12 protein-coding genes are annotated in these 13,119 nt (G+C 37.0%); 8 read left to right on the forward strand and 4 right to left on the reverse strand.

The annotated features are described in order from the left end of the window. Positions 1–7 precede the first annotated feature (7 nt). Positions 8–358 carry an aspartate 1-decarboxylase gene (gene panD / locus HX004_RS01890; protein ID WP_286440628.1) on the forward strand — a complete coding sequence of 117 codons (351 nt, stop codon included), beginning with the start codon at positions 8–10 and terminating at the stop codon, positions 356–358. A 9-nt stretch (positions 359–367) separates the two neighbouring features. After that, positions 368–1,333, forward strand: a complete 966-nt coding sequence (locus HX004_RS01895; RefSeq protein WP_286440629.1) for a lysylphosphatidylglycerol synthase transmembrane domain-containing protein — start codon at positions 368–370, stop codon at positions 1,331–1,333. A 1-nt stretch (position 1,334) separates the two neighbouring features. Here the strand turns inward: HX004_RS01895 and HX004_RS01900 are convergent, their stop codons facing one another. Further along, positions 1,335–3,683 carry a TonB-dependent receptor domain-containing protein gene (locus tag HX004_RS01900; RefSeq protein ID WP_286440630.1) on the reverse strand — a complete coding sequence of 783 codons (2,349 nt, stop codon included), beginning with the start codon at positions 3,681–3,683 and terminating at the stop codon, positions 1,335–1,337. Between the two features lie 173 nt (positions 3,684–3,856). On the opposite strand from HX004_RS01900, the gene HX004_RS01905 reads away from it, so the two are divergent. From HX004_RS01905 to HX004_RS01925, 5 genes are all read left to right on the forward strand, one after another. After that, complete coding sequence (locus tag HX004_RS01905; RefSeq protein WP_286440631.1) at positions 3,857–4,903, forward strand: sensor histidine kinase; 1,047 nt, start codon at positions 3,857–3,859, stop codon at positions 4,901–4,903. Then, positions 4,900–5,616, forward strand: a complete 717-nt coding sequence (locus tag HX004_RS01910) for a LytR/AlgR family response regulator transcription factor (RefSeq protein WP_286440632.1) — start codon at positions 4,900–4,902, stop codon at positions 5,614–5,616. Before HX004_RS01905 ends, HX004_RS01910 begins: the two co-directional genes overlap by 4 nt. An 11-nt stretch (positions 5,617–5,627) precedes the next feature. Next, on the forward strand, positions 5,628–6,200 hold the full coding sequence (locus HX004_RS01915) for a hypothetical protein (RefSeq protein WP_286440633.1): 573 nt from the start codon (positions 5,628–5,630) through the stop codon (positions 6,198–6,200). Between the two features lie 89 nt (positions 6,201–6,289). Continuing rightward, on the forward strand, positions 6,290–7,660 hold the full coding sequence (gene radA, locus HX004_RS01920) for a DNA repair protein RadA (RefSeq protein ID WP_286440634.1): 1,371 nt from the start codon (positions 6,290–6,292) through the stop codon (positions 7,658–7,660). Positions 7,661–7,679: 19 nt separating this feature from the next. Further along, positions 7,680–9,395, forward strand: coding sequence for a DUF4139 domain-containing protein (locus HX004_RS01925; RefSeq protein WP_286440635.1), 1,716 nt, complete (start codon positions 7,680–7,682; stop codon positions 9,393–9,395). 30 nt (positions 9,396–9,425) lie between these two features. Here the strand turns inward: HX004_RS01925 and HX004_RS01930 are convergent, their stop codons facing one another. The 3 genes from HX004_RS01930 to HX004_RS01940 form a co-directional block, all read right to left on the reverse strand. Next, positions 9,426–10,883, reverse strand: coding sequence for an oligosaccharide flippase family protein (locus tag HX004_RS01930; protein ID WP_286440636.1), 1,458 nt, complete (start codon positions 10,881–10,883; stop codon positions 9,426–9,428). A gap of 26 nt (positions 10,884–10,909) precedes the next feature. Then, positions 10,910–11,665, reverse strand: a complete 756-nt coding sequence (locus HX004_RS01935; protein ID WP_286440637.1) for a PdaC/SigV domain-containing protein — start codon at positions 11,663–11,665, stop codon at positions 10,910–10,912. Positions 11,666–11,857: 192 nt separating this feature from the next. Further along, positions 11,858–12,328 (reverse strand): Lrp/AsnC family transcriptional regulator, encoded by a 471-nt coding sequence (locus HX004_RS01940; protein WP_286440638.1) that lies wholly within the window; start codon positions 12,326–12,328, stop codon positions 11,858–11,860. A gap of 134 nt (positions 12,329–12,462) precedes the next feature. Between HX004_RS01940 and HX004_RS01945 the strand changes: the two genes are divergently transcribed. Further along, positions 12,463–13,038, forward strand: coding sequence for a Crp/Fnr family transcriptional regulator (locus tag HX004_RS01945; RefSeq protein ID WP_286440639.1), 576 nt, complete (start codon positions 12,463–12,465; stop codon positions 13,036–13,038). The last annotated feature ends 81 nt before the right edge of the window (positions 13,039–13,119 follow it).

A 13,119-nucleotide genomic window follows, 5' to 3' on the forward strand; every position in this document is an offset into this window, starting at 1 on the left:
TCGCGACATGCAAGTTGAAGTAGTAAAATCAAAAATTCATCGTGTAACCGTAACAGGTGCCGATTTGCATTATATTGGAAGTATCACCATAGACGAAGCGCTATTGGAAGCAGCCAATATGATTGAAGGTGAAAAAGTTTCTATTGTAAATATTAACAATGGAGAACGCTTTGAAACATATGCGATTCCAGGTCCTCGTAATAGTGGGGAAATTACCTTAAATGGTCCAGCTGCACGCAAAGTGCACAAAGGGGATATCGTTATTATTATTTCGTATGGAATAATGGATTTTGAGGAAGCTAAATCATTTAGACCTTCTATTGTTTTTCCGAATGAAGAAAACAATAGCTTAACCTAGTTCAGCATATTGAAGAAAACCGTTAATAAATTAATATCAATCCTACTCCCACTTGCGTTGGGAGTTTTTTTAGTTTATTACGCTTTCGCTCAGTTCACACAAGAGCAGATGGAAGAGATGGTGATGCATTTTAAAGGAGCTGATTACAGCTATATCATCATCGCTTCCGTCTTCTCTGTTATCAGCCTTTGGGCGCGTGCATATCGTTGGAAATACGCCTTAAACTATATGGGCTATCCCGCTTCTACGGCAACGAATTTCATGGCAATTAACATCGGTTATCTCATGAATCTTACGGTACCGCGATCTGGTGAAGTCTCTCGTGCTTTAGTGTTGCAAAAATATCAGCAAATTCCCTTCGATAAGAGTTTTGGAAGTATTGTTTCGGAACGCGTTGTTGATTTGATTTGTCTATTACTTTGCGTTTTTACTGCTTTGGTCTTGCAATATGATGTACTCAAAGATTTTTTATTGCAATACGTTCCTGTGGAACAACTGGCTTGGTTTGGCCTTTTGGCTCTTGTAAGTTTTGTTGCTGTAATTTTGGTATTCGTCTATGTTAGTTGGAAACCCATCGCCTTTGTGAAACGCAAACTCAAGGGATTGGTAGAAGGGGTGAATAGCATTGTTAAAATGCCAACAAAGTTGGAGTTTTTGTTTTTTACTTTGATTATCTGGTTGGGCTATATTGCTACATTTTACTTCGGGACATTAGCTTTAGCAGAAACAAGTGGATTGACTTTTCCCATGATTATGTCGGCCTTTGTAGCAGGAAGTTTTGCGGTATCCTTTACCAATGGCGGTTTTGGAGCTTTTCCTCTACTACTAGCTGAATTGTTGGTGTTATACCATATTTCCACTGTTGCAGGAACCGCCTTTGGCTGGATTCTCTGGACCACACAAACGGCTATTGTCGTTGTTTTAGGTGCCTTGTCTTTCTTTTTATTGCCTATCTATCATACGAGAAGAAGGTAATTTACATGCGATTGAGCTCTTCTTGATTCGCACTAGCACGCTGTTTTGTCTTTAAACTGCTGTTTCCAAATTTATAACTCACCGAAAAACGAAGGGCGCGATTGTCCCAATTGTTATTGAATTCCTGTTTGGCATCTGTTGTCTTTTTGTACGTCGAATAAGTGCTGTTTAATACATTACTCGCCTGTACGGATAATTCTACTTTTTTGTTGGCTAAAAGATATTTTAATGCCAAGCTTAAATCAGCATAGGTTTTAGCGTGAAAATTTTCAGATACACCAGGGAAACTGTGTTCGTAATTCACGCCCAAGAATAAGGTCTGAAGACCGTTTAAGGTAAAGTCATTTGCCGTTGAGAAATAAGCAGCGACCCCTTTAACACGAGTTTCATTGGCTAAAACGGGAGTGGCAGAAGAATAAGTCAAGGTAAATTCATTTGAACTCGTCCACCAAGGAGTTAATTTAGTATATAAGCTCTCTGTTATCCCTATCATATCCATGGTGATATAATTCATCCAAATATAGTTGTAATGCTTCGTTTCTGCATCAATTTGAGAAACTTGAGAAATACCATCTTTCAAATGGCTGTAAAAGATTTTCGACTCTAACTTCTTGTAGGTATAAATCAATTCAAAATTGGTGGTATACGCAGGTTTTAAAAAGGGATTTCCTTCGTGATAACTGTACTCATTGTAGGTGGATCGTGTAGGATTTAAGCTTTCAAAATTAGGTCGATTGATGCGCGTGGAATAGTTGAACCCAATACTGTGTACTTCATTCGCTACATAGTTGATATATACGGTTGGAAAGAGTTTTACTTCTTTATTTCGGTTGGTTTGATCCAAAGCAGAAGCATAGCCCCTCGTTTGAGTTGCTTCTAATCTCAACCCGACTTGAGCGGTTAATCGCTCCATCCAGGTTTTGTTGGCAGAGAGATAAAAAGCTTGATTATTTTCTTTGTAATCAAATTGATTTTGTTGAGTTTCTTGTGTAAAATGATTGTAGATGGATAGCTGGTTTTTCGTATGAGAAGCGGATATTTTTGCTCCCATATTGAGGTTAATCCCTTTGAAAGGAAGCTCAAAATCAAGTTTACCTACATAATTCTCAATGTCGTTTTGATTGTCATTCCCTCCTTGAAGGAAATGGTCCGCTAGTGGCAATCCTTGTGAATTTAAGGTTGCAGAAGTAAAATCGCGAAAATTCGGCTGATCGCTGTTGATATAGTCCAGATCTAAACTCAATTTTTTACCTAAAGTATCCCATTTGATTTCATTGAAATACGATAGAATGAGGCGGTCTGATTTTGATTGTTCTCGAGAATCTTCTGTGATGAATGAATGCAATTGCTTGTCTACAAAACGAGTCGTTTTGCCTGCTGTTGGTCCTCTAAAATTGTAGTTGTTCTTTGCAAGTTTGATGCCCATCTCCCAATTGTTGGTTAGTTGATAGGATAGAGCAGCATTGAGGTTGTAATAGTCATTTCTTCCTTCGGTTGTACTGCGACTTTTCCAAACTTCATCTGCATAGTGTAAGTCGTTTTTCCATTGACGCGAAAAACGAGCATCGCCAAAATTAGCATTAGCTTTAAAGTTCCATCCGTTTTGATTCCAATTCCATCCTCCATTATAGCGCATGGTATTGCGTTTACTTCGCTGATAGGTAGTTCCTACAACAGCATTCCAAGCGTCTGGAGTATTCTTTTTCGTCACAATATTTAAAATCCCACTATTTCCTTCTGCTTCGTATTTAGCAGGGGGAGTTGTGATCACTTCAATGCTTTTAACATCTGAGCTGCTCATACTTTCTAAGTAACGCATCAACTCATCTCCAGATAAATAGGTGGGACGATCATCGATAAGTACTAATACTTGACTTTTACCTACTATTTGAATACCGGATGGAGAAACGCGAACACTAGGTGTGGCTTTCAGTGCTTCCAAAACGGTTCCACCTGTACCGACTACTGTTCGGTCAAGGTTAAAAACAAGACGGTCTATTTTGCGTTCAATGACTTTTTGCTCCGCAACAATTTGAACTTCATCTAATAGTTGACTTGAGGGAATTAAAATTTTGCCCAACGGTGTGTCTTGTTGTACATCTAACGTTGTTTGATATACTTCTTGGTTGAATTGATAAACAGATAAATGATAATGACCCAAGGGAAGTTTTAGGGTAAACATACCTTGATCTTGCGTATAAGCAGTGTAATCCTGATGGGTTGTCGTTTGAACGAAGCGTAGTTCTGCAAATTCAGTCGGTTGATCTCCTTCGTAAATTGCTCCTGTTAATTGCGCGGTTTGAGCTGAAGCAAAGAGCGAAAAAAAGAAAAATAATAGGGTGTATTTCATGTTGGTTTTGTTTGAAACAAAGATGGTGAAGAACTAGCGGTTCTATTTTTATTTTAGACCAACGGCTTTGTTTTTCCGACCAACTGTTGGTCGATGTTTTTAATGCGTTGGTCGAATTTTAATTTGAGCTATCGCTTTTACCCCTACCTTTAGGGGAGATTTATTCTATTATCATGACAAAGAAGCAAGTTATAATTATTCATCTCCTTTTTTGGGTGGTCTTCATTATCCGCAGTTCGATGTATTTTAATTACGACAATTTGCAATATGAATTGACGTTTTGGGGAGAAGCAGCAGAAAAGAAGGTGTTTCGATTTTATACCTTTGTGTTTTCGGGGTTAAGTATCGTTGTGTTTTACCTCAATTACTTTTACATCATCCCCAAGTTTATTGGATCAAAAAGATTCGGTCGAATTCTCTTTGGAGTCCTTTTGATTTTTGCTGTTTTTATTGGGCTGCGCTATTTTGTAGAGGAGTACTTGCTAAATGAATTATATGGATTTACGAATTACAATCCTTTGCTGCCTTTGTCTTTCTATATTTTTGACAATTTGTATTTTGCTAGTCTGAGTATAATTCCCTCGATTACCATTTGGTTTATTGTTCAATTTGTCCAATCACAAAAAGAAAAAACAGAGGCTGTCGCCTTAAAGACAGAAGCGGAAATTAACTTTTTAAAGTCGCAAGTCAACCCGCATTTCATTTTTAATACGATGAATAACATCTATTATTTAGTCTATCAAAAATCGGATTTAGCCCTACCGGCTATTGAGAAGTTGAGTCAACTGATGCGTTATGTTACCTATGATAGCCAAGAACAAACCGTGGACTTATCAGCCGAAATTGCCTATATTGAAAGCTATATTGAGTTGGAGTGTATGCGCATTCAAGGAAGTAAATACATCGTTTTCAACAAGGATGTAGAACAACCTTTGACGCAGATTCCACCACTATTGTTGTTGCCTTTTGTTGAAAATGCCTTTAAACACGGTAAAGTAACGGATGTGAATCAACCTTATGTACTTTCTATTGTGCAACGAGGAACTACGTTGATCTTTGAATCGACTAATGCCGTAAATACGTATCAAAAAGATCAACAAAAAGGAATTGGAGTTGAGAATATACAGAAGCGTTTGGCTTTGTATTTTCCCAACCGCCATCAGATTGTTATTGAACAAACAGAATCTACGTATTTTTGTAAACTAACGATTGAATTATGAATCCCATCCGCTGTTTTATTTTAGATGATGAACCTCTGGCTATCTCCCTTTTGACGGAATACACCAAGAATATTCCCCAATTGGAATTGGTGGGAGCCTCAACTTCTGCTATCGAGGCACTGCAAATCTTGACCGTAGAATCGATTGATTTGCTGTTTATCGATATTCAAATGCCCCAGCTGACAGGTTTACAAATCATGGATATTCTAGGAGATCGAACCAAGTATATTATTACTTCTGCTTATAGTGAATATGCGATTAAGGGGTATGAATACCAAGTAGTAGATTATTTGTTAAAACCCATATCCTTTGATCGTTTTTACAAGAGTGTTCAAAAAGCAAATGCACATTTCCAATCTCAACCTCCAGTGATTTTGAATCAAAAAGAAAGCGGAGAATCAGACTTTTTATTTGTCAAAACAGATGGGAAGTTGATTAAGATATTCTTGAAAGAATTGCAGTTTATCGAAGGATTAAAAGATTATCTGTGTTTGCATTTAAAGAACGAACGCCTTATTATCCTCGACACCTTTGCTGAACTGGAGAAGAAATTGCCAACTGCGGATTTTATGCGGGTGCATAAATCCTATGCGGTTCGCTTGGATCAAATTGACACCATAGAACGCAATCGATTATTTATTGGTGAGCACATTATTCCTGTTGGAAAAACCTATGTGGAACAATTTCAAGGTTGGATTAAAAATCATCAGTAAGTATAAAGAATATGAAAGAAGTTATTGATTTTGAAATACAACCTCAAGGTGCTATTTCACAAGCGTTTTTAGCAAGAGCTATTTTTACATTTTTTGAAGCAGCAGCTTTTATTCAGCATCTTCCTTATGGTAGAAATGCAAATAAAGAAGACTTGCTTTCTTTATTTGATGATGGTAAAGGCACTTGTAGTACGAAGCATGCTGTGCTCAAACAGTTGGCTATTGAACAAAATTTTGACGGACTTCAATTAATTATGGGAATATTTAAAATGAATAGCCTAAATACTCCTTTAATTGCTTCAACATTAACGCAATATAATTTGTCTTATATTCCTGAAGCTCATATGTATTTAGGTTATAAGGGGGAACGCTTAGATTTTACGAGGGTAAATTCATCAGCAGCTGATTTTCAAGATGATTTATTGGAGGAGTGTGAAATTCAACCTGATGAAATAGCAGAAGTTAAAGTTGGTAAACACCAATTGTTTATTGAGAATTGGTTAGTGGAAACTCCAGAAATTCCTTATAGCCTTAAGGAAATATGGTCCATTAGAGAGCAGTGTATCCTAGACTTATCAGTTTAACTAAAACAAGTATATACCTAAAAACAGGACGTCTATATCTAAGCTTTTAGTTGTAAATTTGAAGTTTAGAACTAAAAGTATAGGCAAGCATGGCAAAAGTAAAAACGGCTTTTTTCTGTCAAAGTTGTGGATCACAAACTCCAAAATGGATGGGGCAATGTCCGACGTGTAAGGAGTGGAATACCTTGGTAGAAGAAGTGATTCAGAAAGAGGAAAAAACCGCGTGGAAAGCAGTTAGTGCAAATGCATCAACAACTAAACGCGTGGCGAAGCCATTGAAAGTAAGAGAAATCGACAGTGCGGAAGAAATCCGAATGAATACGTTGGATGGAGAGTTGAACCGCGTGCTAGGGGGAGGATTAGTCCCTGGATCCATGGTGCTTCTTGGAGGTGAACCTGGTATTGGAAAAAGTACGCTATTACTACAAATTTCTTTGCGATTGCCCTTTAAAGTGTTATATGTTTCTGGAGAGGAAAGTCAGAAGCAAATCAAAATGCGTGCAGAGCGCATCAATCCCAACAATGAAAATTGTTATATCCTAACGGAAACTAATACCCAAAATATTTTTCGTCAGATTGAAGAAATTCAGCCTGATGTATTGATTATTGACTCTATTCAAACCCTCCATACCGACTATATCGAATCATCCGCTGGTACTGTTTCACAGATTAAAGAATGTACGGCAGAGTTGACGAAATTTGCCAAAGAAACGGGAACACCTGTATTAATTATCGGGCACATCACTAAGGATGGAAGCATAGCTGGCCCGAAAATGTTGGAGCATATGGTGGATACGGTTTTACAATTTGAAGGCGATCGCAATCACGTATACCGTATTTTACGCGCGAATAAAAACCGCTTCGGATCTACCGCAGAATTGGGCATTTACGAAATGCAAGGTAGTGGCTTGCGCGAAGTTTCTAATCCATCAGAAATATTGATTTCTCATAAAGATGAAGAATTATCAGGAACCGCTATTGCTGCAACTTTAGAGGGAATGCGTCCGCTGATGGTGGAAGTGCAATCGCTGGTGAGCACTGCAGTCTATGGAACCCCTCAACGCAGTGCAACAGGATATAATTTGAAGCGCTTGAATATGCTTTTGGCGGTATTAGAGAAAAGAGCAGGATTCCGTTTAGGGCAGAAAGACGTCTTTTTAAATATTACGGGAGGAATTACCGTGGATGATCCTGCCATTGACTTAGGAGTTGTAGCGGCAATTTTATCTTCCGATCAAGATATCTCCATTCAAAAAGGGGTGACTTTTGCTGGTGAAGTAGGCCTTTCAGGGGAAATTAGACCCATTAATCGCGTGGATCAACGCATTCAAGAAGCGGAGAAATTAGGCTTTTCTGAGATTCTCGTATCCAAATACAACAAAATTTCCTACACAGGAACGGGAATAAAGGTTATTTTAGTAACGAAGATAGAGGATGTTGTCGAACATCTCTTTGGATAAAAATTGAAAAAAAAGTAGCATGAAAAAAGCAATAGTAGTAATGATGGCCTTGAGTGCTGTCGGCGTATGGGCGCAAAAACCCGTTTATACCAAAGCGAATTTAGAAAGTGCTCGCGTATATTACGATGGGGCAGAATTAACTCAAAATGCAACCATTGCATTACCTAAAGGATTATCTGAAGTGGTAATTACCAATGTTTCGGATCAGTTGATGGAGAATACGATTAAAGTAGGTTCAATCAATGAAGTAACCGTGATGTCGGTGCAGTTTTCTAATGCGTATATTGAAGAATATGACAATGTGAACAACTCACCTTTGATGAAACCCTTGCGTGATAGTATTGCTGCGGTAGAATTTCAGTTGGAAAAAATTACCAATTCGATTAATGCGGATTCGAATACCATTAGCTATATGGATAATAATAGTTCCTATCAGTCCACCCAGAATGATTTTAAAGAAAAGGAAAAATGGATTGCATACTATGGAAAGAAGCGTCAAGAATTACAAAATGGCATCTACTTAAAGAAAAAAGAAAAAGCTATTATTGAAGCAAAATGGAATGATTTAAAATCAAAATTGACGGTAGGAGGAGATCGTTCAGAACGTATAAGTCAAGGAAAATTGATTGTACAAGTGATGAGTGCTAAAGAGGGGAGCATTCCTTTTAAAGTAAATTATTTGACCAATAAAGCACAATGGACACCTGCATATGACTTGCGTATTGATAAAGTAGGAAGCCCAATTAAAATGATGTATAAAGCCCAAGTGGTTCAGACCTCTGGGATTGATTGGCGCAATGTTAAGTTGAGTTTAACTTCTGGAAAAATCAATCAATCGAATCAATTGAGAAAATGGTCACCTTGGTTTGTACAGTATAAAGAACCAGAACCAGAAATCGTGATTAATACAGGATATCAATCAGTATCTAACCGCAAATCTGCAGGAGCTGTTAGTAGAATATCGGAAAAAGATTTACGCGTAGATGGGGTGCCTGACGTTAGTAGAATGGTAGAGGGAAGAGCATCAGGTGTAACAGTAAATCCAATGTATGTAAACGATGTAAGAGAGGTTTCTTATGAAGATAGACAGACCCTAGCAGAATATACAAGTATTACACAGAGTCAACTAAACGTGACTTTTGATATTTCGATTCCTTATTCAATTTTAAGTAATGGCAAACGTCACAGTGTAGATTTGAATACCTTTGCTTTACAAGGAGATTATAAATATTTTACGGCTCCGAAGCTCGATTATAATGCCTATTTAGTTACCGAAATTTCGGATTATACGAAGCACAATTTATTGCCTGGACAAGCCAATGTGATTTACGATGGGATGAATGTCGGACAGACGTATTTATCTACAGAGAATACGGAAGAAAAGCTACGATTAAGTATTGGTAAGGATCCTGGTATAACGGTTGATCGTGTACAAGTATCTGATAAAGCTGGAGCTAAGACCACATCTTCGAAGAAAGAACAAACTTTTTCTTTTGAGATTACGGTTAAAAACGGTAAGAATGATGCTATAGCGCTACAAGTTGAGGATCAATTTCCTTTGAGTATTGAAGATACGCTCGAAATAGAATTAAATGAGGTATCTAATGGAGCCGTGAATAAAGAGCGAGGTCTTGTAACTTGGTTGATTGATTTGAAACCAAATGAGGTTAAAAAACTTCGTCTGACTTATACTTTGCGATACGATAAAGATAAAAAGATAGAAGACGCTTATTAATAGAAAAAGCCACGCATTGCGTGGCTTTTTTTATTTTCTAAGCATTCGTTTGAATGTGTTTTTTTCTTGACTGTAAACAACGATTCCAAATAGGAGAAGCGCCGCAAAACCAACAAGATAGTTTTCTCTGAAGTGATAAAAATAGATATAGGACAAGAGAATAGATAATCCTAAGTATATACCAATGGCTTTTTTGTCATACGGAATAGGATAGTATTTTTGCCCTAATACGTAAGATACCAACATCATCGAAGCATAAGCGAGTAGTGTTGCTATTGCGGATCCCATGTATCCCCAAATAGGAATTAACGCATAGTTGAAAATTAGGGTTAATACCGCTCCAAAAATAGAGATATAAGCACCCATACTCGTTTTGTCGCGTAGTTTATACCAAACAGATAGATTAGTGTAAATCCCCATGCATAAATTCGCTAAAATGATAAGCGGCACCACAATCATCGCATCCCAATAACTTTCATTTCGGATGAATAAAACTTTTAGAATGTCAGCAAATACCACTACCCCCAACATAATCAAACTTCCCATTAAGATGAAGTATTTGGTTACGGTGGCATATTTGGTTGGGGCATCGTCGTTTTTGGCGTAATTAAAGAAAAAGGGTTCAATCCCCAAGGTATACGCTTGTCTAAACAAGACCATAAAAAGACCTAGTTTATAACAAGCCGCATATTTCCCAACTTCAGCAGAAGCAATGTCTGCAGGCAATAAGCGCTGGAGTAAAATCTTGTCAAAGCTTTCGTTAATGGCAAAGGCTAATCCCGCCACCATCACTGGAAAACTGTAACGCAACATCTGTTGTAATAGTTCTTTGTTGAACTTGAAATTTAGCTGGAGATAGTTTTTGGTAAAAACCAAAAAGGTCGCTGCACTAGCTACTAAATTAGCAATGAAAATATATTCTACTTGAAAGTTTTCTACGTAGATCGAGGCAAAAGTAGAAGTAGGGTTATTCGTTGCTAATAAGGGTAAGAAATATAAAAAGAATACATTCAACACGGAATAGATACAAACATTGCCAATACGGATTGCACTGTAATACATCGGGCGTTGATCGGCTCTTAGTTTCGCAAAAGGCACAATGACCAAAGCATCCAAAATTAAAATCCACAATACATAGTAGAGGATGTTAGTTGGAATGTGAAGCAGATTAGACCAAAAATCAACAAAAGCAAAACCAAGAACACCAAATACAAGGGTTGTTCCAGTTAAAAACAACATGCTGTTGTTGATGACTTCGTGCTTGTTGTCGCGAGCATTATAAAATCGAAAGAAAGCAGTTTCCATTCCGAAAGATAAAATGACATTCAGCAACATCATAATGGAAAAGATCACGCTATACTCTCCGTAAGCGTCATTTTTCATCAAATCCGTGTGAAACGGAACTAAAAAGAAACCAATTACTTTAGGAAAAACAGCAGCTAAACCATAGATGGCTGTTTGTTGAAAAATTTTCTTATAAATACTCACAGTGTCGAGCGTTAAGGGTCAATGCTTTATTTTTCTGCTGTTGCAGGGGTTAAATCTATCTTTAAAAAAGGAAGAACGCGTTCTTTTGGAAAATCAATTTTAGTTGGGCCGTTGTAATGTGCGTCGTCATCCACCGCATTGTAAATAAATCCTACACTATCTTCATAAAAGAAAATGCTTTCTGGATATTTCAACTGATTGTTTTCCGTCCAAATGTCCATCTTATCTTTTAATTGCAAAGCCATGAGTTTTTGCAATTCTTCCCAATTGCTAATTAAATCCTCTACTTTGTACAAGTCACCTGTTTTAGGATTGAAATTGAGAGCGACTTCACTTTTGAATCCGTATGCTCCACCCGCAAAAGTATAGTATTCAAGGGCTATAGAAAGCAAATCCGCATTGTAAAAGGTAATATCTCCCTCTACTTCTGCCTTCCACGGAAGGGTTTCATCTGGATATTTAGCGACAAAAGCCTTGTAATTGGCAATATAATTTTTGCTAAGCTCTTCTAATGATGTGCTCCTAGCCGTTACATCATCGACCGCAACGATATTATCGATTTCTGATACAAGATGTTGGTTTATCTTTGCTGCAACGTCATGATCTTCATTGGTCATTACGGGAAGACTCAGTTTAATAGTTGTACATTCTTCTTCAAGGCAGTTGTCTGAAGATTGAACAAATTCTTTTTGCTCAAATTGCAAGGCCTCTGAAGATTTGTCCTTGGTATTACAGCTTGCCATAAAAGCGAGTAATAACGATAAATAGATAACTTTTTTCATAGACTTTCTTTTCTTACAAAACTAAGAATTAATGTGCTGAAAGTTAAGCGAATTTGTAAAAAGCCTATTTTTTATTTCAACATTCATACTTGAACAAAGGACAAGGCATGTTCATTTATTTAAAAATTTTCCGCGTTCTCCATCAACAATAAGTAGGCAGTTTAGGAAAATCGGATTCATTTTTCTACCGAGTTAAAGTAAACTAATTTTGATGTTGTGGTCATTTTTAATTTCGCGCATCACAAAAGAACTATGGGTACTTCCAATACTGTCTACCATAGCCAATTTATTGAAAACAAAGTCTTGATAATGGCGCATATCATTGGCGTAGACTTTCAATAAAAAATCATATTCACCTGAAATATTATAACATTCCACGACTTCCTCAATATTGAGTATATCTTCAATAAACTTATTGTTAATTACACGCTCATGTTGTTTGAGCTTGACATTACAGAAAACAACAAAACCGCGATTGAGTTTTTCTGCATCAATTAATGCGATGTATTTTTTGATAAATCCTTCTTGTTCCAATCGCTTTACACGTTCAAAAACTGGAGTCGATGATAGATTAACCTGTTGAGCTAGTTCCTTGGTTGTAACATTGGAATTTTCTGATAATAAGTTGAGTAGCTTTAAATCTATGTCGTCTAAGTTATGCATGTTATTTTGTTTTACGTGTGTTATACAAAGGTAGGAGAAAAGAGATAAGATTAGTAAAAAGTGTGAGAGGATTTATAAAGGAAGGTCGAAAAAGATCACATTTCGCCTAAAGGATTTGTATCTTTGTGTGTATCATGCATTACGAAAACTTATTTAAACACATTGAACAAAAAGTTCAGTTAACGTCAACAGAAAGAGAACAGATAGCGTCCTTTTTCCGTTTTAAAAAGTTGCGAAAACGCCAGTTTTTATTGCAAGAAGAAGAGGTATGTAAGGATTTTACCTTTATTAGTCAAGGACTTTTAAAATCGTATAGTTTGGATGAAAGGGGCAATGAAAACATCAACCTCTTTGGTTGGGAAGGATGGTGGATTGCCGATTTTCAGAGCTTTTTGTTTCAAACACCTGCTACCTTAGCCATTGAAGCGATAGAGGATTGTGAACTTTTGCTTTTATCTCGTGTTAATTATGACCAAATGTTAGATGAAGTTCCCGTAATGGAACGCTATTTTCGCCTGGTATATGAGAAGAGTTTGGCAACCAAAGATCAACGACTGGTTTATGCACAAACGTATTCTGCAGAGGAAAAATACCTGCATTTAATGGAAACCTATCCTGAATTGGTAAAGCGAATTCCTCAAAGCTTACTTGCTTCTTTTTTGGGATTAACTCCTGAGACATTCAGTCGCATTAAGCATAAAAAAAAATAATCTCCTTGATTTAGATCAAGGTTCGTTCTTATTTTAGGTCAAAGGATAACAAAGAAGGTCAGGTTAACTTTGTTCTTATAA

Source organism: Myroides sp. 1354 (genome assembly GCF_030324495.1).
Classification (GTDB): Bacteria; Bacteroidota; Bacteroidia; order Flavobacteriales; family Flavobacteriaceae; genus Flavobacterium.